Annotated in this window: 17 protein-coding genes; 9 read left to right on the forward strand and 8 right to left on the reverse strand. The window is 59.5% G+C overall.

Annotated elements, in window-relative coordinates:
- The first annotated feature begins 22 nt into the window (after window positions 1–22).
- From J1G33_RS13440 to J1G33_RS13455, 4 genes are all read left to right on the forward strand, one after another.
- Window positions 23–2,422, forward strand: a complete 2,400-nt coding sequence (locus J1G33_RS13440) for a hybrid sensor histidine kinase/response regulator (protein WP_148854017.1) — start codon at window positions 23–25, stop codon at window positions 2,420–2,422.
- A gap of 68 nt (window positions 2,423–2,490) precedes the next feature.
- On the forward strand, window positions 2,491–4,149 hold the full coding sequence (locus J1G33_RS13445) for an acyl-CoA dehydrogenase family protein (protein ID WP_223018207.1): 1,659 nt from the start codon (window positions 2,491–2,493) through the stop codon (window positions 4,147–4,149).
- Between the two features lie 75 nt (window positions 4,150–4,224).
- Complete coding sequence (gene amn / locus J1G33_RS13450) at window positions 4,225–5,697, forward strand: AMP nucleosidase (protein WP_164699529.1); 1,473 nt, start codon at window positions 4,225–4,227, stop codon at window positions 5,695–5,697.
- 71 nt (window positions 5,698–5,768) lie between these two features.
- The gene (locus tag J1G33_RS13455; protein ID WP_005791693.1) at window positions 5,769–6,401 is read left to right on the forward strand and encodes a pseudouridine synthase; all 633 of its coding nucleotides are present in this window, start codon (window positions 5,769–5,771) and stop codon (window positions 6,399–6,401) included.
- Here the strand turns inward: J1G33_RS13455 and J1G33_RS13460 are convergent.
- Together J1G33_RS13460 and J1G33_RS13465 are read right to left on the reverse strand one after the other, a co-directional pair.
- A complete protein-coding gene (locus J1G33_RS13460; protein ID WP_025999909.1) occupies window positions 6,396–6,605 on the reverse strand; it encodes a DUF2788 domain-containing protein in 210 nt (69 codons plus the stop codon). The genes J1G33_RS13455 and J1G33_RS13460 overlap by 6 nt on opposite strands.
- A gap of 193 nt (window positions 6,606–6,798) precedes the next feature.
- Window positions 6,799–7,278 carry an Lrp/AsnC family transcriptional regulator gene (locus J1G33_RS13465; RefSeq protein WP_003194418.1) on the reverse strand — a complete coding sequence of 160 codons (480 nt, stop codon included), beginning with the start codon at window positions 7,276–7,278 and terminating at the stop codon, window positions 6,799–6,801.
- Between the two features lie 416 nt (window positions 7,279–7,694).
- On the opposite strand from J1G33_RS13465, the gene J1G33_RS13470 reads away from it, so the two are divergent.
- Window positions 7,695–8,651 (forward strand): DUF6515 family protein, encoded by a 957-nt coding sequence (locus tag J1G33_RS13470; protein ID WP_032879324.1) that lies wholly within the window; start codon window positions 7,695–7,697, stop codon window positions 8,649–8,651.
- Here the strand turns inward: J1G33_RS13470 and J1G33_RS13475 are convergent.
- Complete coding sequence (locus J1G33_RS13475) at window positions 8,648–9,541, reverse strand: cation diffusion facilitator family transporter (RefSeq protein WP_103734846.1); 894 nt, start codon at window positions 9,539–9,541, stop codon at window positions 8,648–8,650. The genes J1G33_RS13470 and J1G33_RS13475 overlap by 4 nt on opposite strands.
- 9 nt (window positions 9,542–9,550) lie before the next feature.
- The gene (locus J1G33_RS13480; RefSeq protein WP_005791686.1) at window positions 9,551–9,970 is read right to left on the reverse strand and encodes a hypothetical protein; all 420 of its coding nucleotides are present in this window, start codon (window positions 9,968–9,970) and stop codon (window positions 9,551–9,553) included.
- A gap of 318 nt (window positions 9,971–10,288) precedes the next feature.
- Here J1G33_RS13480 and J1G33_RS13485 point away from each other — a divergent pair, with 318 nt between their 5' ends.
- The 4 genes from J1G33_RS13485 (at window position 10,289) to J1G33_RS13500 (ending at window position 14,644) form a co-directional block, all read left to right on the forward strand.
- Window positions 10,289–10,939: a hypothetical protein gene (locus tag J1G33_RS13485; protein WP_223018208.1), complete on the forward strand. Its 651-nt coding sequence runs from the start codon at window positions 10,289–10,291 to the stop codon at window positions 10,937–10,939.
- A 54-nt stretch (window positions 10,940–10,993) separates the two neighbouring features.
- Window positions 10,994–13,504 carry an ATP-dependent helicase HrpB gene (hrpB, locus tag J1G33_RS13490; RefSeq protein WP_223018209.1) on the forward strand — a complete coding sequence of 837 codons (2,511 nt, stop codon included), beginning with the start codon at window positions 10,994–10,996 and terminating at the stop codon, window positions 13,502–13,504.
- 128 nt (window positions 13,505–13,632) lie between these two features.
- The gene (locus tag J1G33_RS13495) at window positions 13,633–14,205 is read left to right on the forward strand and encodes a hypothetical protein (RefSeq protein WP_223018210.1); all 573 of its coding nucleotides are present in this window, start codon (window positions 13,633–13,635) and stop codon (window positions 14,203–14,205) included.
- 13 nt (window positions 14,206–14,218) lie between these two features.
- Window positions 14,219–14,644, forward strand: coding sequence for a hypothetical protein (locus J1G33_RS13500; protein ID WP_005791680.1), 426 nt, complete (start codon window positions 14,219–14,221; stop codon window positions 14,642–14,644).
- A gap of 415 nt (window positions 14,645–15,059) precedes the next feature.
- Here the strand turns inward: J1G33_RS13500 and J1G33_RS13505 are convergent, their stop codons facing one another.
- The 4 genes from J1G33_RS13505 to J1G33_RS13520 form a co-directional block, all read right to left on the reverse strand.
- Window positions 15,060–16,016, reverse strand: a complete 957-nt coding sequence (locus J1G33_RS13505) for a TauD/TfdA family dioxygenase (protein ID WP_223018211.1) — start codon at window positions 16,014–16,016, stop codon at window positions 15,060–15,062.
- A gap of 31 nt (window positions 16,017–16,047) precedes the next feature.
- Window positions 16,048–16,785, reverse strand: coding sequence for a TSUP family transporter (locus tag J1G33_RS13510; RefSeq protein WP_005791677.1), 738 nt, complete (start codon window positions 16,783–16,785; stop codon window positions 16,048–16,050).
- Between the two features lie 329 nt (window positions 16,786–17,114).
- A complete protein-coding gene (locus J1G33_RS13515) occupies window positions 17,115–19,571 on the reverse strand; it encodes a membrane-bound PQQ-dependent dehydrogenase, glucose/quinate/shikimate family (protein WP_223018212.1) in 2,457 nt (818 codons plus the stop codon).
- 219 nt (window positions 19,572–19,790) lie between these two features.
- Window positions 19,791–20,693, reverse strand: a complete 903-nt coding sequence (locus J1G33_RS13520; protein WP_005791674.1) for a GntR family transcriptional regulator — start codon at window positions 20,691–20,693, stop codon at window positions 19,791–19,793.
- Window positions 20,694–20,723 lie beyond the last annotated feature (30 nt).

Raw genomic sequence — 20,723 nt, forward strand, 5'->3', positions numbered from 1 at the left:
GGACAGGCCACGCTGGGGCTCTATGCGCTATTTGCTGATCTTTATATTGTGCGGGCTACCCTTGCTCGCCGGCGCCGTCGAGTTCAACCAGGACACGCGAAGCCTGCCGCTGGGCCAGGTCATGCAAGTGCTCGAAGATCCAACCGATGCCCTCACCATTGCCGATGTCAGTTCCCCCGCCTACGCCGCCCAGTTCAAGACGCATGACAAAGCCACTCTCAACGCCGGCTATTCGCGCTCGGTGTTCTGGCTCAAGGTCAACCTGCATTACAGCGCAACAGATCCCCGTGCACCGCGCACCTGGTTTCTGGAGTTGGCTTATCCGCCGCTCAATCGCCTGGACCTGTATCAGAGCGACGGCACCGGTCACTACCGCCTGACCGCCCGCACCGGCAGTGCATTACCGTTTTCCAGCCGTGAGGTGAGCCAGAGCAATTACCTGTTCAAGCTCAATTTTGCGCCCGATCAGCAGCAGACCCTGTACCTGCGCTTGCAAAGCCAGGGCTCGATCCAGGCGCCGCTGACCCTGTGGGCGGGCACGGCGTACCTGGAAGAACAACCGCTGCGCTTGTATGTACTCGGGGCTATTTATGGTGTGCTGCTGGGCATGCTGATCTACAACCTGTTCATTTACCTCAGCGTGCGCGACACCAGCTACCTCTATTACATCCTCTATATTGCATCGTTCGGCTTGTACCAGCTGTCGGTCAATGGCGTCGCGGTGCAGTACTTCTGGCCGAACAACCCGTGGTGGGCGAATGCGGCGGTGCCGTTCCTGATCGGATCGGCGGCATTGTTCGGCAGCCTGTTTGCCCGCAGCTTCCTGCACACCGTGCAGCACAGCCGCTGGATCGACCGGATCCTGCTGGCGCTGGCAGCGTGCGGCGGCGTGGTGATGGCGCTGGCGCTGTTGACCAGCTACGCCGTGGCCCTGCGCCTGGCCACCGGCCTGGCGCTGGTGTTCACCGTGACCATCTTTGTCGCCGCGATCAAGGCCTGGTACTGCGGGCAGCGCATGGCGCGCTACTTCATCATCGCCTGGTCGGCGTTCCTGCTGGGCGGAGTGGTCAATACGCTGATGGTGCTGGGCTACCTGCCCAACGTGTTTCTGACCATGTACGCCAGCCAGCTCGGCTCGGCCATTGAAGTGGCACTGCTGTCCCTGGCCCTGGCCGACCGCATCAACGGTATGCGCGAACAGCAGGCGCAAATCCTCCTCGACGCCAGCCAGAAGCTCGAAGCGCTCAACCAGCAACTGGCCCGCAGTAATCGCCTCAAAGACGAGTTTCTCGCCACCCTGACCCACGAACTGCGCACGCCGATGAATGGGGTGATTGGTTCCCTGGAATTGATGCAGACCGTGCCGTTGGGCGAGGACCTGGCGCAGTACCAGCAAACCGCCGCGGGCTCGGCGCGGGACATGATGCGCATGGTCAACGGTATCCTCACCCTGACCGAGTTGCAGGCCGGTCGGATGGTGGCCCAGCCGCAAGCGTTCAGCCTGCGCGGTGTGCTCGACACCTTGCGCCAGCAGTTCACCCCCAGCGCGCAGAGCAAGGGCCTGGCGTTTTCCATTGATGTTGCCGATGAGTTGCCGGACCGGGTGATCGGCGATGCCGACAAACTGCTCCAATGCCTGGATTGCCTGCTGGACAATGCATTCAAATTTACCCAACTCGGCGCTGTGCGCTTGCGCGTGGTCGGGGTGCCCGAAGGGGAGGGTGCATTGCACCTGAGCTTTATTGTCACCGACACCGGTATCGGCTTCGCCTTTCTCGATGAGGCCACGCTGTACCAGCGCTTCTTCCAGCTTGATGGCTCGATGACTCGCGAATACGGCGGCCTGGGCATTGGTTTGGCGATTTGCCGGCAGTTGATCGAGCTGTTGGGTGGGCGCCTGACCCATCATTCGGAGCCGCGCAAGGGCAGCCGTTTTCAGTTGGAGGTGGACGTCAGCGTGGTGCCTGCGCAACCCAAGCCGAGCGGGCAAGCGCAGCCCAGGCAGCGTGCGCCCCAGGATTGCACCGTGTTGCTGGTGGACGACAACAGCGTCGGCCAGTTGGCGGTGCGTGGCATGTTGCTCAAACTCGGCTACCGGGTGAAAACCGTAGATAACGGCCCGGCGGCACTGGTGGCGTTACAAGGTAATCGCTTCGATGCGGTGCTTCTGGACGTGCCTGAGGGCGGCTTCTCGTTGTGCTGTCAGATTCGTGCACTGCCCGACTGTGGTGAGTTGCCGGTGATCGCCTTGAGTAGCTCAAGTGATGGACCAGAGCGTGAACGCTGCCATGGCATCGGCATGACTGATCGCCTGGCTAAACCGGTGCGGTTCGAAGCCCTGCAAGGGGTGCTGGAGCGCCGCGTGTTGCGCTTGGGTGAGGGCGAAAGCGCCGGGCATTCGGCGGGTATGCCACTGTTTTAAGCGTGAGGTCGGTGCTTAACTGAATTCAAGGCCCCTCTTTCACGTGGCCTTTTTCCAGGAGGCCCGTCATGAACCTGCATCAGTTTGCCGAAACCCACGACGTCACCAATCAGCCACCGTCCCTGGACGGCACCAACCTGTATCGCATCGACTTGCCCCTGCAGCAATTGTCGCGTCGCTTTGGCGCCGGCTGGGCCGAATCGCGTATCGATGCCTACGGCGCGCTGGCCGGAGGGCCGTTGATGGCAGCCGGGTTCCTGGCCAATCAGAACAAACCGGTGTTCAGCAGCCATGACCGTTATGGTCATCGCATTGACCTGGTGGAGTTTCATCCGGCTTATCACGAACTGATGCGCACTGCTGTTGAGCATGGCCTGCCGTCGCTGCCCTGGGCTCACCCGCAGGCCGGCGCCCATGTGGCCCGTGCGGCAATGACCTACCTGCACAGCCAGGCCGAGGCCGGCACCGGTTGCCCGCTGACCATGACCTTCGCCTGCGTTCCGGCCTTGCGCCTGCAACCGGACCTGGCAGATCGCTGGTTGCCGAAAATCCTTTCGACCCAATATGACCCACGCAACGTCGGCATTGCCCACAAAGCCGGCGCCACCATCGGCATGGCCATGACCGAGAAGCAGGGCGGCACCGACGTGCGGGCCAACACCACACGCGCTTATCCGGTGGGCGCGGGTGGGTCCGGCCAGGCCTATGAGCTGGTGGGCCACAAGTGGTTCTGCTCGGCACCGATGTGCGACGGCTTCCTGACCCTGGCCCAGACCGACAAGGGCCTGACCTGTTTCCTGCTGCCCCGGCACCGCCCGGATGACACGCGCAACGAGTTCTATATCCAGCGCTTGAAGAACAAACTCGGCAACTGCTCCAACGCGTCCAGCGAAGTAGAGTTTCGCGGCGCCCTGGCCTGGATGGTCGGTGAAGAGGGCCGGGGTGTGCCGACCATCATCGAAATGGTCGCCATGACCCGCTTCGATTGCATGGTCGGCTCCAGCGCCTTGATGCGCCAGGCGTTGACCCAGGCCAGTCATCACTGCGCGCACCGCCTGGTCGGTGGCCGCGTGCTCAACCAGCAGCCGCTGATGCAGAACGTCCTGGCCGACCTGGCATTGGAGAGCGAAGCGGCCCTGGCCTTGAGCCTGCGCATGGGGCGCGCCCTGGATCATCTTGATGATGCGCAGGAAGCCAAGTTCGCTCGGCTGGTCACGGCGGTGGGCAAGTATTGGATCTGCAAGCGAGCGCCCGCGATGATCAACGAAGCCGCCGAATGCATGGGCGGCGCCGGGTATGTGGAAGACAGCATCCTGCCGCGTCTTTACCGTGAGGCGCCGGTGAACTCGACATGGGAAGGTTCCGGCAATGTGCAATGCCTGGACGTACTCCGCGCGTTGTCCAAAGAGCCGGGCGTGCTGGAGGTGCTGTTTGTTGAGTTGGGAGATGGCCATGGTGACAAGCAACTGGCGCGGCATATCGAGCAGTTGAAGTCGGCGTTTATGGACACCCAGGACATTCAGTACCGTGCGCGGCAGTTGACCGAGGATATTGCCGTGGCGTTGCAGGCCAAGTTATTGCTGGAGGCAGGAAATGCGGCGGTCAGCGACGGGTTTATCGCCAGCCGGTTGGGCGAATCGTCGGGGCGGGTATATGGCACCTTGCCGCGTGGGGTGGATGTAGAAGCCATAGTCGCGCGCTCAACCCCGCCATCTCCCATATTTTAAGGTGCATTCCAATCCGGCTGTTTCGGTGAGGCCGGGATACAGGCAAGATAAAGGCCTGCAAGTCCAGAACACAGGATGCTTACCGTGACCGAAGCTTTTGTTGTCGTTAAAACCGCCGAAGAAGCCGTGGACCGGCTGGCGGCTCTGCATGAGCAAGCCACCGGCGCGCTCAATCAAGCCCTCAAGCAATACCTCAAGGACCGCGTCGAGCCCGACGCCGCACAACGTGCACTGTTTCGCTACCCGGAACTGCGCCTGACCTACCACTGCCATGGCGAAGTCCCACAGACCACCCGTGCATATGCCAAGGTGCAACTGCCGGGTACCTACAGCGTCACCGTGACCCACCCCGCCGCGTTTCGTAAGTATCTGCTGGAGCAACTGGTGCCGCTGATGCACGACTTCACCGTCACGGTGGAAGTGGGCGTCAGCCAGCAGAACATTCCGTACCCGTATGTGGTGGAGCAGGGCGACGAACTGGCCGGCTCCGGCGTGACCGCCGCGACCCTGGCCCGCGTATTCCCCAGTACCGACCTGTCCGCCGCCACCGACGGCATTGCCGATGGCCTTTACGACTGGGAAAACACCGACCCGCTGCCCCTGGCATTGTTCGACGCGGCGCGCGTGGACTTTTCCCTGCGCCGCCTGGTGCATTACACCGGCAGCGATTGGCGCCATGTACAGCCGTGGATCCTGCTGACCAACTACCACCGCTACGTTGACCAGTTCATCCTGCACGGCCTGGAACAACTGCGCAGCGACCCGCGTTTTATCCGCATGGTGCTGCCGGGCAACGTGGTCATCGACAAGAGCATGGACCACGGCGAAGCCTCGGCGATTGCCGCCGGCGTGGTCTGGCATCGCTACCAGATGCCGGCGTATCACCTGCAAGCCAGTGACGGCCACGGCGTGACCCTGGTGAACATCGGCGTGGGCCCGTCCAACGCCAAGAACATCACCGACCACCTGGCCGTGTTGCGCCCGCATTGCTGGCTGATGATCGGCCACTGCGGCGGCCTGCGCCAATCCCAGACCATCGGCGACTACGTACTGGCCCACGCCTATATGCGCCGTGACGGGATTCTTGACCGCGTGGTACCGCCGAACATCCCGATCCCGGCCCTGGCCGAGGTGCAGTTGGCGCTTCAGCAAGCGGCGGCCCACGTCACTGGCGAAAAAGGCGAGGAGCTGAAAAAACGCCTGCGCACCGGTACCGTGCTGACCTATGACGACCGTAACTGGGAATTGCGCTGGGCCCAGGAACGGCCGCTGATCAACCTGTCCCGCGCCGTGGCCGTGGACATGGAAAGCGGCACCATCGCCGCCCAGGGTTACCGTTTGCGCGTGCCTTACGGCACCTTGTTATGCGTATCCGACAAACCCTTGCACAGCGAGATCAAGCTGCCGGGTTCGGCCAACGCGTTCTACGAGCGTGCGGTCAGCCAGCACTTGAAGATCGGCATCGAGGCGGTCGACCTGTTGCGCACCGAACTCAACTCGTTGCACTCGCGCAAACTGCGCAGCTTCGACGAGCCGCCGTTCCGCTAAGCGGTTGGGATGGTCATTTGGCGGTCAGGCCACTAGCATTGTCGGTCCTGACCGTTAGATGTTCCTTTGCCATGTCCCGTCCTACCCGTCCCGATTCGCGCCGCCCAGGCGTGAAACCTTCGCAGCCTGTTCGGCGTGTCGCCAAGGCGCCACCGGCCGAGCCGAAGCTGATCCTGTTCAATAAGCCGTTCGACGTGTTGACCCAGTTCAGCGACGAAGGCGGTCGCGCGACCCTCAAGGATTTCATCGACATTCCCGGTATTTACCCGGCCGGGCGCCTGGACCGTGACAGCGAAGGCTTGCTGCTGTTGACCAACGATGGCCAGCTTCAGGCGCGCATCGCCGACCCCAAGCACAAGCTGGCGAAAACCTACTGGGTGCAGGTGGAAGGCGAGCCGACCGAAGAACAGCTGCAACGCCTGCGCGATGGCGTCGAACTGAACGACGGCATGACCTTGCCTGCCGAGGCCCGTCAGTTGGATGAGCCGGCATTATGGCCGCGCAACCCGCCGGTACGTTTTCGTAAAAGCGTGCCCACCCATTGGCTGGAATTGGTGATTCGGGAAGGACGCAACCGTCAGGTTCGGCGCATGACTGCCGCCGTGGGCCTGCCGACGCTGCGCCTGGTGCGCGTGCGCATTGGTGACTGGTCTATCGACGGCCTGGATCAAGGCCAATGGAAAGCAGTACCGGCGCGCCTATAAAGCGCCGGACTCGATCAAGCCGATCACCACGCTCTTGATGATGAACGCGGCCACGCCCAGGCCCAGCACGAAAAACAGAATGAATGAGCCAAAGCGCCCGGCCTTGGATTTCTTCGCCAGGTCCCAGACGATAAAGCCCATGAAAATGATGAGGATAGTGACCAGGCCGGTCATCATCCATTCTTCAAACAGGGCGGGGTCGATGTTGTTCATGGGGCTCTTCCAGCAAGACAAGCGAGCAGTATACGGCAGCGTTACAGACGCAACATTGACCTGAGTCGAAGCACAATCCAAATGTGGGAGGGGGCTTGCTCCCGATGACTGAGTGTCAGTTATTTATCAACTGACCTACCGCTATCGGGAGCAAGCCCCCTCCCACATTTGAATCTCTGTGTTCTCAGGTGCGCAGGTGGGTCAGCGGCAGTTCGGTGCTGTTGAGTACCTGGTTGAGCACAAAGCTGGAACGCACGCTGGTCACCCCTTCGATGCGGGTCAGATGGCCCAGCAGCAGTTTCTGGTAATGGTCCATATCCGGCACCACCACCTTCAACTGGTAGTCCGCGTCCATCCCGGTCACCAAACTGCATTCCAGCACTTGCGGCAAGGTGCGAATGGCGGCTTCAAAATTCTCGAAACGCTCCGGCGTGTGCCGGTCCATGCCGATCAATACGTAGGCTGTAAGGCTAAGGCCGAGCATCTTGCGATCCAGCAGGGCGACCTGGCGGGCGATATAGCCGTCGTCTTCCAATTGCTTGACCCGGCGCGAGCAGGGCGAAGGCGACAGGCCGATGCGTTCGGCCAGCTCCTGGTTGGAGATCCTCGCGTCGCGCTGCAATTCCGCCAAAATACTCAGGTCGTATCGGTCAAGCTTGCTCATTGGGTTGGCCTTTGTCGTAACTATTGCGGTGAATTATCCATGAAGGGTTAAAAATTGCGCAAGCACTGTTTATTGACGCAATCTTCGCAATCATCTGTCCGCCCGGCACGCCTATGATTACCCACAGAATCACCGCCTGGACAACAGTCCACAGCAGCGCGCCCAATCAGGCCCGCTGCGGCCGCCGCCCCAGCAGGGTTGAGCCGGCCTCCAGGCTGCACACTGTCCACAAGACGGCGTGAGGTGAGCCAACGTCAAAAGCGTTGAGCACGGACGAAATTCTCAAGGGGTGGCCGACGGGTCACCCCTTTTCTTTTGCCTTGAGAAAATAGTGCCCACGACTGATAACCTGCGTGAGAACCGGGTGAGGCTTTTCCAGTCTCATGTGTAGGCCCTAATCCGCAGTGAGGAAAAGCATGAAGCGCATCTGGCGTATGGCAGGTGTTGGTTTGCTGGTGGCAAGCGTCGGCACGCAGGTAATGGCCGACGAGCGCGATAACTCACCGGGCCCGGGTCAACGGCCTGAGCACAATCAGCCACGTCCACAAAACCCGCAGGATGATCGCGGCGGCCAGCACGAGGGTGGCCAATGGCAAGGTCGCCCGCAAGGTCATGAGCCAGGGCGACCTGCACCGCAACCTTCCAATAACCTGCCGATCCAGGGCCGGCCCGATACGGTGCGCCAGACCCAGGAACCGCGCCAGGGTTATTACCGTGATATCCCCAGGCGCCCCGATGACAATCGGCATTGGGAGGCTGGCGGCCCCGGTTCGCGTCCGGGTAACGATCGCCCCGGTGATAACCGCTGGCCAGGCCGCCCCGACGGGCATGGCAACGGCTGGGGTCCGGGCCCGCAACATCGCCCTGGTTATGTCATCGACCGTTTTCCCGACCGCAATTACCGCGTGCCTTACCGTGGCCAGGACTACTTTTTCTCCGGCGGCTACTGGTATCGCCCCCAAGGCCCACGCTACGTGGTGGTGACGCCACCCTATGGCATCCGTGTGCATTACCTGCCGGACTATGCGCGTGAAGTATGGGTAGGGGGCTCGCTGTTGTTCCTTGCCGCTGGCGCGTACTACGCCTATGAGCAAAGCACCCAGCAATACGTGGTGGTGCAGCCTCCTGCGCAAGTGCCATCACCCCAGCCGGCGCCGCAAGGCAACGGCTATGACGTAGTGGCCTACCCTGCCAACGGCCAATCGCCGGCGCAGGTGCAGCAGGACGGCTACGACTGTTATCGCTGGGCGGTGCAGCAAAGCGGCTTCGACCCGCGCACCGTCACCTACGCCCCGGACCCGGCGGTGGTGCAAACCTACCGCCAGGCCCAGGGCAACTGCCTGGGCAGTCGTGGGTATCAGGTGCAGTACTAGGTTTTGTTGCCGGTGACCACTTCCAGCGGGTCGGCGTGCACCAATACTTCGGCTTTCGGGTATTCCCGGTGAATGGCGTCGGCGGCCTGGTCGCTGATGCCGTGAGCCACCGACAGCGTCAATTCCCCCGGCAACTCCAGGTGCAGCTGCACAAACCAGTGGTTGCCGGAAACCCGCGTACGCAAGTCGTGGGCCCCCAGCACGCCGGGTACGCCACGAGCCAGTTCCAGCATGTGCTGGCTGACATCTGACGGTAACTCTTCGTCCATCAACACCGCAAAGCTTTCGCGGGCGATCTGGATCGCACTCCACAGAATATAGGCGGCGATACCCAGGCCAAACCAGGCATCGACCTGATGAAAGCCAAAACCGGCCAACACCAGCGCAATCAGGATGCTGCCGTTGAGCAGCAAGTCCGAGCGGTAGTGCAGCGAGTCGGCGCGCACCGCGTTGGAGCCGGTCTCGCGCACCACGCGGTGTTGCAGCATCAGCAGGGCCACGGTCAGCGCCAGCGACAGGATAATCACGCCAATGCTCAGCCACGGTGCGCCGACCGGCTCCGGATGCTTGAGCCGTTCAAAGGCCTGGAGCGCAATCAGCACCGCACTGCCGGCAATAAACAAGGCTTGCGCCATGCCCGCCAGCGACTCCGCCTTGCCATGCCCATAACGGTGATCGTCATCGGCCGGGCGCAAGGCGTAATGCACGGCCAGCAGATTCAACAGCGAGGTCACGCCGTCGAGCAGCGAGTCGGTCAGCCCGGCGAGCATACTCACCGAGCCGCTGAGCCACCAGGCGATGGCCTTGGTGATAATCAGCACACTGGCCACGCCCACCGAGGCGCGGGTGGCCAGGCGCAGAAGCCTGGCGTGTTCGGGACTGCTGGTCATGGGCTGTCCTTACGCGGCGGGCTGCAGGCCCAGGGACGCGAGTTGTTGCACGCTGCCCTTGAACTGGATCAGACGCGGGTCGTCCAGCGGCAAGCTGCGGCCGGTTTCCTTCTCAATGATGCTTTGCAGCTTGGCATTGTCGACCTTGCCGTCGGCGCCGATGGCTTCGTGCAATTTCTCGGGCGCGACCTGGGCGGTCTTGCCGGGTTCGTAGTAGATCGCGCCCGTGGCGAAGTCGACCCCAAACGCGATCAGGCCCGGGATCACGTAGAACAGCAGGCCGACGGCATCGAGCACGGCAATGGCCGGGTCGATCTTGCCGTCGATCTGGCCACGGCGGTCGGGGTAGAAAATCGAGCCGCAGGCGGTGAGTTGGCTCAGCAGGGTGACGGCGAGGACACCGCCGATGACACGGGAAGCGATACGCATGAAAAAGTCTCCTGAACACGATTTAAGGGTGACTATAAGCCAGATCTGCCAAACGCTTATGAACCAATGTGGGAGCTGGCTTGCCTGCGACAGCGTCGGTTCGGGGAATACAGCGGTGACTGTCACACCGCTATCGCAGGCAAGCCAGCTCCCACCTTTGACTGCATTCCCAGTCCAAAGAGTGGGTATTTTTGAGACCTGCATCGGCATCCGGCAGTTCGCCGTTATACTCGCCGTCCTGTCTGGACGCCAATGGTGTTCAAGCTTTTCTGTTTGCAGACGAAACACCGTGCAGTTTACAAAAATCAAGGAAGGATGATGACTGAAGAGCAGCAGGCAAACACACTTTATAACCGGACTTTTTGTGAAGATCTGAAAGCTTTTTTCGTCGAATACTCCAGTTTGTTCCTGGTGTATTCGTTGTTTTCCATGGCGTTGATTTACTGGGGCACTTGTCTGAAACCCGAAGTTGGCGAGCTCTTGAACAAAGCTTACGGTGAAGGACTGGCACCTATTTCTATCGCAGTACTAATGGTCATAACCTGTCTGATCATCGGTATCACCCGTCTTATTGCACCCGTTTCATATGCAGCAAAGGAGCATTGGCTGGTGATCATGGCCTTGGCCCTGACGAAATTCATGATCAGCTTGATGGTTACTTATTACGCTTACCTGTTGGGGTTTCTTGCTGCCTGCAGGTTGCTTGAATTTCCCGTCGACATTGTGCTGTGGAAAGGGGCTTTTATTTTTCCGCTCTTTATATTCTTTATCCACTGGGCTGCGCCGCGAGTGTTCTTTGACTCGTTTCATTCAAATGTCGATTTGGATATTGTTTTAAGTCTTGGGACCCTTGGCGTCGGGGCCATCGTGGTTTTTGTGTGTCTCTATCAAAAACCTGAAGAGAGCTCCGACGAAAAGCAGGACGTCAACTCGATGGTCATGTGTTGGTATGGACGACCCATACATTAGGCAGTCGCCGGATCGGTTACGCCTCTTAACTGCGCGGATTGCCAGAGAACCCTTATGAATTCGTTGCCGATCGATGATGTTTTACCCGCCCTGCGTGACGCCTTGGCGCATCGCCATGAAGCCGTGCTGGAAGCGCCGCCTGGCGCCGGTAAAACCACCCGCGTGCCGCTGGCCTTGTTGCATGAGCCGTGGCTCGCCGGGCAAACCATCCTGATGCTCGAACCCCGGCGCCTGGCCGCACGGGCCGCCGCCGAAAGACTGGCCAGCGAGCTGGGTGAAAAGGTCGGTGAGACCGTGGGCTACCGCATTCGCCTGGACAGCAAAGTCGGCCCCAACACGCGTATCGAGGTGGTGACCGAAGGCATCCTCACTCGCCGCCTGCAGGACGACCCGGCATTGGATGGCGTGGGCCTGTTGATCTTCGACGAATTCCACGAGCGCAGCCTCGACGCCGACCTGGCGCTGGCCCTGAGCCTTAACGGGCGCGAGCTGTTTCGCGACGACCAGCCGCTGAAGATCCTGCTGATGTCCGCCACTCTCGAAGGCGAGCGCCTGGCGGGCTTGCTGGATGACGCGCCGATTCTGCGCAGTGAAGGGCGCATGTTCCCGGTGCAGATGCGCTGGGGCCGGCCGTACCAGGCCGGGGAGTTTATCGAGCCGCGCGTGGTGCATACCGTCCTCGAAGCCCTGCATGACGAGACCGGCAGCGTGCTCGTGTTTTTGCCGGGGCAAGCAGAGATTCGCCGGGTCAACCAGCAACTGGCCGAGGCCTTGGGTGATCGCCCTGATGTGCTGTTATGCCCCCTGCACGGTGAGCTGGACCTCAACGCCCAGCGCGCCGCCATCGACCCGGCGCCGGCCGGCAAGCGCAAAGTAGTGCTGGCCACCAACATCGCCGAGACCAGCCTGACCATCAACGGCGTGCGCGTGGTGATCGACGCCGGGCTTGCGCGGGTGCCACGTTTTGACCCGGGCAGCGGCATGACGCGCCTCGACACCCAGCGCATCTCCCGTGCCAGCGCCACCCAGCGCGCCGGTCGGGCAGGGCGGTTGGAACCGGGGGTGTGTTATCGGTTGTGGTCCGAAGACCAGCATGACGGTTTGGCCGCCTATGGCAGTGCGGAAATTCTCGCCGCCGACCTGGCCGGGCTGGCCTTGCAACTGGCGCGTTGGGGCGTGACGCCCAGCCAGTTGGTTTGGCTGGACATCCCACCGACTGCCGCCTATGCCCAGGCTCAGGAGCTGTTGCAACGCCTGGGTGCATTGAACGAAGCAACCCTCACCGCCCATGGCCAGAAGATGGCCGAGCTGCCGGCCCACCCGCGTATTGCCCATCTGTTATTGCGTGGCCAGGACCTGGGGCTGGCTGCCATGGCCTGTGACGTGGCAGCCCTGTTGGGCGAGCGCGATATCCTGCGCGGCGGCGGTGCCGACTTGCACAGCCGCCTGGCGCTGATGGCCGGTGAAGAACGCGCACGCGGCACTCAGGGTGGCGTGCAGCGCGCCAAGCAGTTGGCACGGCAATACCGTGGCTACCTGCGCGGCAAGGCGACCCAGCCGGTGGACAATCCCGACCACCCGCGCTGGCTCGGCGCCTTGCTGGCACTGGCCTACCCGGACCGCGTCGCCCAGCAACGTCGCCCCGGCGGCGCTGAATATCGCCTGGCCAATGGTCGCGCGGCGCTGTTTGCCGAAGCCGACAGCCTGATGAAACAACCCTGGCTGGTGATCGCCGACCTGGGCAGCCGCCAGGGCCAGCGCGAAGAACGTATCTACCTGGCGGCGGATTTTGATCCGGCGTTGTTCGACACCGTGCTGGCCGAGCAAGTGCGCAATGTCGACCAACTCGACTGGGACGAACGCGAAGGCGTCTTGCGTGCCGAGCGCCAACGCAAAGTCGGTGAACTGGTGCTCAGCCGCGAACCGCTGACCGGCCTCGACGAGTCCGCCCGCAGCCAGGCGCTGGTCAACCTCGTGCGCCGCAAAGGCCTGGAACTGCTGCCCTGGACCCCGGAACTGCGTCAGTGGCAAGCCCGTGTGATGCTGTTGCGCCAACTCGACGCCGGCAACACCAGCGAGTGGCCCGACATCAGCGACAAGGCGCTACTGGCCAGCCTCGAACACTGGTTGATGCCTTACCTGGGCAAGGTCTCGCGCCTCAGCCATTTCGCCAACCTGGATATTTCCAGCTACCTGCATAACCTGCTGCCCTGGCCATTGCCCCAACGCCTGGAAGAGTTGGCGCCGCAGCATGTGAAAGTGCCGTCGGGATCATCGGTACGCCTGGACTACAGCGAGCAGCCGCCGATTCTGGCGGTGCGCTTGCAGGAATTGTTCGGGCTGGCAGACACCCCGCGTATCGCCGGCGGGCGCCTGGCCGTGAAGTTGCACCTGCTGTCCCCCGCGCGGCGGCCGGTGCAGGTCACGCAGGATCTGGCGAACTTCTGGCGCAGTACCTATGCCGAGGTGAAGAAGGATTTGAAGGGGCGGTATCCGAAGCATTACTGGCCGGATGATCCGTTGGTGGCTGAGGCCACAGCACGGGCAAAACCTCGAGGCACCTGAGCAGTAATGGCAGCGCGCCATTAGCCCATCCGCCCTAATTGTGCCTGTCCGAGCCGCCTCCTAAAGTGGCGGCCCGAACAATAACAAGTTGCTGCCTGGCAACGTGTACCCAAGGAACGGAACTGCCCATGTCATTTCTCTTCAAGTTCAAGAAGTTGATCTTCTTGTCGGCTGCGCTGCTGTTTGCCTCCAATTCGGCAAATGCCGAAGAGCCCAATCCGATTGGTGACTGGTGGATTATCTACGGCAACGGCGTGGCCCAAAAAAACATCATGTACGTCGCCGATGCCACGTCGGTAGTGCCTTCTGAAAAAACTAAAGGCGCGACCATGGTCGCGGTGACCCTGGTTTATGAAGAGCCCGGCAAACCAATGATCGACGTGTACAACCTCGAAGCCCAGTGCTCTACGGGCAAAGTGCGCTTTATCAATGGCCAATCCGTCGAGCGTCTGGCTTACACCCTGCGCCATCTGAAAGTTGCCAATCAATTGCAAACCCCGAAAGAGTTCTGGGTACAGCAAGCGCTGAAGTTTGCCTGTGCGCCGGGCAGTCGAGCTAAAAACGACATGGCCGCCGTGGGCAAGATGGAATACCTGCAGATGATCGAGATGCTGCAGCAGATGTTCTTCAAACTCGCACCGATTCAGGAAAAGAGCCAGATGATGGACAACATCGACAGCCTGCTCGAACTGAATAAATAAGCCGGGACAGCCAATGACTTACATACGCTTATTGTTAACCACTCTGTTGGCCGTCTTGCTCTTGACTGGCTGTTCCACTATTGCGCAAAGCCGCTGGGAAGGGCGTGATATGCAGGAAGCGCTGGACTTGTTCGGCAAACCCGATTCGATGAAAAAGGAACTCGGTTCGAACGGCGAACCCTTGGCGGTGCTGACCTGGTACAAGTCCGCGAGCTGGACCACCACCGAAGCGGCCGGGACATCAATGACCCATACCGGTAATGGCATGGTGTACACCGAACACTATCAACAAGTCGGGCACAGTTCCGATTGCAAATTGCAGGCGAAGATCAATCAACAAAAGAAGATTGCGCAGTTCCTGATCGAAGATGGACGAATTCTTCATGGCAAGTGCACCAATGTCAGGTATGTCCCCGGTTATATTCCCCCAGGAATGTGAGCGGTCTTCGCGGTCAGGGGCCTTGTGCCGTCATGGTGTATTGGGGCCAGAGGGGCGTGGTTGGCTTTTGAATGTCAATGTTTTCCCGTCTGAGCTCCCTTCGCTATGCGCCGTGGTGTGTCAACCCTCTATAAAATCCCCTTTCCAAATGTCAATCCGTCATAGCGTGATTGACAGTCAACGGTGTTTCTCACGCAAACCTCATAAGCCCGGTAAGTCAGGGGCTACAACGCTGTCAATGTCGAAGGTGCTAGGTGGTACGAAGCATTACTGGCCGGATGACCCGTTGGTGGCCGAAGCGACGGCCCGGATCAAACCCAGAAAGCCTTGAATGTAAGTAACTCCCCAGTCGTTTTGATGACTGGGGGGTTACCTGAAAGCGTTGAATCACAGCAAGGAGGTTGTCTTGAAGGGCTTAAAGCGCTTCAAGCGCACTGTCAAATTGCTTATGCGCGTCTGGCAGCGATTTGCTCGCTTGGGCGTGGATGCCGCAGGTGTACTCGATGAACGAATGCCCGGCGGTTTCAGACTGGGCAATATTGTAGTTCTGAAAGGGCAGCATGGCCCTGCGTACCGGGGATTGATCCAGGATGTTCTTGAATGTGGTGCTCGCGTCATCAGCGATCCACAGCCTTCTTACTTTTCTCTGCTGGTTGCCATCGATGAATTTATGCCGGGCATGCAGGACCCGCAGGTTATCCATCACCAGGATGTCCCCTGGCTCAAGGCTGATGGGGGTAATGTAACGCTCGTTGGTGGAGTAGTGGGTCTGGATGTATTTAAACGCCGCGTTGGCCCATTCGGGAATAAACGCAGTGCTGTCATATCGGTAGCGAACTCTTAACGTTTCGTCATCGATTTTTTCAAAGACTGCGCAATCGATGGACAACAAGTCGTCGCGGCAGTAAGTAACACTGCCGCTGGTCATCAAAATTTTTAATGTCTCGGCGTTATTGGCAAGCAGGTCATTGTAGATTTTCTGCCCATCCACCAGGAAGTTGTCGCCGCCAAATTCAGGCTTTGAAACGCACTGGAGAATGACGAATTTGGGTGGCGTGATTTTTTTCGCAGTGCCCTCTACGTAGGCGATGCCATTCAAGAATGACCCATCGGTATGCGGGAAAAAATCGCTCGACAGTTCGCCATGATAATCATCCTTGAAGCGTTGCCAGTCCTTGTTGATCGGCTCGCCACCGCCCACCACACCGTGTTCATCGGACTTGGTATGAAACTGAATCAGCCCAAACTTGCCGGCGGTCTCTCTAAAGGCTTCCAGAGAGTGGTCTTGAGGCTTGATAACGCAATATCCATGCTCTTTCAGAAACGTCGAGATTTCTTTGGTTTCAAAAAAATCAAACTTACGTATGCTCATTTCACGCTCCTTGTTTTATTGGAAGAACTTTTTACAGGCCGTTGAAAAAATGATCGAAGATCATCTTCAAACCAAAAAACGTCACCCCTGCCTTTAACAGCATTGCGCCGACACGCTGCGATATACGGTCTCTGAGAAAGCCGCCCAAGTACGAACCCAATGTAGAGGCGGTAATCATGATGATGATCAGGTTGGCGTAATCCATGAACGCAAAACCTGCAATAACAAAGGCGGCGACCTTGAGCCCGTGCAGTACGCTCATTTGCATGGCGTGGGTGACAATGACTTCGTTTTTATTAATATTCATCTTCATCAGGATGGGCTGCGATATCAAACCGGTTACGGCCACGAACAGTGAAAGGAAGGTTTGAAAAAAGCCCACCAGGGCAAAGTTTTTAAATATAAAACCCAGGCGTGCGACAATCTTGGTCCAGGTGATGGCCAGGATGAAGAAGCCGAGAATCAGTGATAAATATTGCTCGGGAAATTTGCCGATGAAGAAGTAACCGATGAACGCGCCGACCAGGCAGCCGATAACGTATTTAGGCAGGATTTCCACTTTTGCACTTTTGAAGTCAAACGCGAATCGACTGGCGTTGCTGACCATTTGAATCAAGCCGTGAACCGGCACAACCGCAGAAATGGGGATGAATTGAGGCATAACCGCAAGCAGTCCAATCCCGCCGCCCACGCCAATGGCAGCCGTCATGAATGACGTAATAAAACTGACGCCCACCAATAGATACAAACCATCAGAAAGTTCGAGCATTGTTAATTCCTATCCAATTTTATAAAGCGTAAAGCGTATATATCGATGCGCAGGCTTCTCATCAGGTGAGTAAACCGGGCGCAATCGCCTGCGAGCGCGCTGAGAGAGTCAGGCGCTTTGAATCTGGCGTAGAAGTGGGTATTGCTACGTGAATAAAGGGCAGCAGTGATGGCCGCTACTTATAAACTTCCTGCGGTAAGTCATTAGCCTGTCATCACTCTGAAGTGATGCGATACGTGCCAGAAACTACGCCATGACTGAGGGGGTAGAACATGTATATGTTTTACCCACCGATACGGTCATAGCGAGCCTCTCTTACAGCACTCGATTTACTGCTCAGGCAGGGCCCAGGCGATGATGCTGTCACCTAACTTGGTTGGGATTCGGTCATGACCGCCAACCACCGCCACCACGTACTGTCGACCCTGGCTCATGTAGGTCAAGGGTGAAGCCTGATTGCCTGCCGGGAGGCGTTCTTCCCAGAGCAGCTCACCGCTTTCGCTGTTGTAAGCCCGCATGAACCGGTCAATAGCGGCGCCGATGAACGTCACGCCGCCAGCGGTTGTCACGCCGGTTGCATCACTCGGCGTACCGATTTCGAAGCGCATCTTGGAGGCTATCCCCCAAGGTCCACTGTCATAGCCTGTGCCGAACGGGCGGCTCCACACGACATCGCGAGTGCGCAGGTCGATACCGGAGATAAAGCCCCAGGGTGGCGCAATACAAGGCTGGTCCAGGGATGACATCCACGGGTCTTTAATTGCGCCGTAAGGTAGCCCGGCCTGGACGCGGAAGCCCTGGGCGTTGCCCGGCGACTCCTGGAACGACTTGGCATTGATGGCGTCGAGTTGTTCGCGCGGTACCAGCCCCTGCATATAAGGAAGGCGCTGGTTGTTGATGATCAGCAGCCCTCGCTTGAGGTCGACCATCACACCGCCCCAGTTCAAGCCGCCATGATGGCCGGGGAAGATCAGGCTTTGCTGGCCCACGACCGGCGGGGTGAAGATCCCTTCGTAGCGTGCCTGGCGAAATTCGAGGCGACATTGCATCTGATCGAAAGGCGTCAGGCCCCAGGCATTGGCTTCGGTCAGTACTTCCGGTGTTTTCGATGGACGCCCCATGGTGCTCGGCATATCAGGGGACAGTGGCTGGGTGGCTGCGGTGTAGTCTCCCGGGGCGGTGCCCTGTGGGACAGGAGCTTGCACGATATCCACCAGTGGTTCGCCGGTGGCGCGGTCAAGCACGAACAACTGGCCGGATTTGGTCGCCTGGATCACGGCCGGGCGTGGCCCGGCAGCCGTCGGAAAATCAATCAGGCTGGGTTGCGGGCTCAGGTCGTAGTCCCATAGATCATGGTGGACTGTCTGGAAGTGCCAGCGGACTTTACCGGTGGTGGCGTCCAGTGCGACCAGGGACGAGCTGAACGTGTCTTCTTGTGCTGTGCGGGTGCCGCCATAGAAGTCGCCCGCTGCGTTGCCGGTGGTGACATACACCAGGCCCAGTTCATCGTCGGCCGACAGCGGTGCCCACGAGTTGGGGGTGCTGAGGGTGTAGGTCTCGTTGTTACCCGCGGGGGCGTTGGTGTCTGGCCGGCCCAAATCCCAGGCCCACTTCTGTTTGCCGGTCACTGCATCGTAGGCGCGCACCACGCCCGAGGGGGCAGGGCGCACATCCGAGTCGAGTACTCGGCCACCGGTGATCACCACCCCGCGAATGACCAGAGGGGCAGACGTGATGCCCGTCGAGCCTTTTCTGAAAGTGCCCAGCCCGTCTTTCAAATCCGCAAAGCCTGCGTTGCCGAAGCCCGGACACGCCTGGCCGGTCAGGGCGTCTACCGCGCCCAGGCGAATATCATTGGTGCCCCAAATGATGCGCGAGGCGCACAAGCCACTGGCATTGGGGACTTCGAAATAAGAGACACCACGGCAGTAGGCACCGCCATTGGCGAAGTAGTCCGGGTCGACTTTGGAGTCGAACCGCCAGTTCTCCTTTCCAGTGGTGGCATCCAGGGAAATGATGATTTGCTTGGGGGTGCAGGTGTAGAGCGAGTTACCCACCTTGATCGGCGTGGCTTCGTTCAAGTACTTGGTTTTCTCACCGGGTTGCTTCACGTCGCCGTGGTGGTATTCCCAGGCTTTGACCAGGCCCGACACATTCGAAGGCGTGATTTGCGACGCGGCTGAATAGTGGTTGCCCAGGTTGGAGCCTGCATAGGCGGTCCAGTTGGTCTCGGTGTGTGACGCGGCAATATTGCCGTCTGGAGAGGCGACAGAACTGCGGCTGAAGGCGGCGGCGGGGCGTGTGGTGGCAAGCGTCGAGTCGGCAAGGTGAACGCTTGTGGGGAAGAACAGCGGCACCAGGATGGTAGCCCCCATCACCAGCGGCAGCACACCCATAATGGTGAAGTAATGACTTTTTCTGACCTTGGCAAAATCACGCCGTACCACGGGCCAGAACGCCAGGAACGGCACGCTGAGAACCGCCAGCCAGGCCAGGCGTGGAATATAGGCCCAGCCATCGTAACCAGACTCCCACACCGCCCAGGCATAGGTGGCCACAGAGGCTGCGCCATAAAGGTAGAGGCCCAGGGACTTTTTCAGGCCCAAGAGGATGGCCGATAACAACAGCGCGGTGCCCATCATCGCGTAATAGGGTGACCCGCCCGCGGCCATCAGCACGCCGCCTTTATAGGCCAGCATCACGCCAAGCAGGGCAACCACTGTGTTGTACACCCCGAACAGGAGGTTTGAGACTCCCGCTGCACTACCCAACGTCCTTTCGTTCATGGCCACCATCCCTGTGCGATTCGTTACGGATCCGAGTCCGAGCGGCGCGCATGATTGCCTATTGTTGTAACGAAATACAATATGTAGTGAAAAAATTAACTGTTTGGTGATTTTTTTGTATTCTGTTTTGATCAGAAACAATTGTGCTAGGCTGCTTGGCCCGTTATTGGGCGCGGTGATGGCGAAGCTGCGGCACTGACGGGTAGTCAGTGACGTGCTCTAGATTTGGCTTTCTTCTGGCACTGCGCGTTGATCAGTCTTGAGTCGGCCGACTTGATCCAGGTGGCGCCAGAGAAACTGTGCGGCTTCTTCACGCCGATCAGACTCGATGAGGTCGAGCAAATGGATGTGTTCCTGGCATTGCGCCTTAAGACGCGTGCGATCAATGTTGGCCTTGTAGCCCATAAAGCGCCTGAGCTGATTCTGGTGGCGTATGGCGTCGATGAAAAAAACATTGCCGGAGCACTGCACGATCATTTCGTGAAACTGGGCCCCCAGCTGGAACAGTTGCGCGCGGGACAAGGTCTGGATCTCGCCGTCGATCAAGGCCTGTTGCTGTTGCCTGGCCTGGGCAAACGCGGCGTGATTGACCTGATAACCGGGCTCAAGCAGCGCCGCCGGTTCGATGGCCATCCGGAAACGGTAGCTATGAATATGCGCCTGCGTGTTATGCACGAAGTCCTTAAGGCCCCACCCTTGGCCTGGCTTACGCTCCACCATGGCTTCGCCGGCCAACCGGTTCAGCACCTTGAGCAACTGCCCCCGGGGCACCTCATAGCGTCGCAACAACTGCGCTTCGAAAAAGTGCGCCGGTATTTCTCCGCTCAGAATGTCGTCGACCACACGCAGGTAAAAGTCTTCGAATGGATCGCTGGCGCAAGGGACTGCGGCTTCCTGAATCTGCCCGGCACCTTGTTTGAGGAAATAGCCACGATTGGGCTCTTGAATGGCAAGGTCCCACTCGGCGAGCAAGGCAAAAACCCGCCGGATCGGCGAGCGCGACACCCCGAGCGCTTGCGCAAATGTCTGCTCGCGCAAGGGCTCACCGGCTTTCATCGAACGGGCGCGAACCATGTCGATGACGCGTGGGGCCAACTGCAGGGCGAGGTCTTTCTTGATCACAGGTTTTATTCCGAATGGTTAGCTTCAGTC

Origin of the sequence: Pseudomonas sp. P867 (genome assembly GCF_019891455.1) — a bacterium.
GTDB lineage: Bacteria > Pseudomonadota > Gammaproteobacteria > Pseudomonadales > Pseudomonadaceae > Aquipseudomonas > Aquipseudomonas synxantha_A.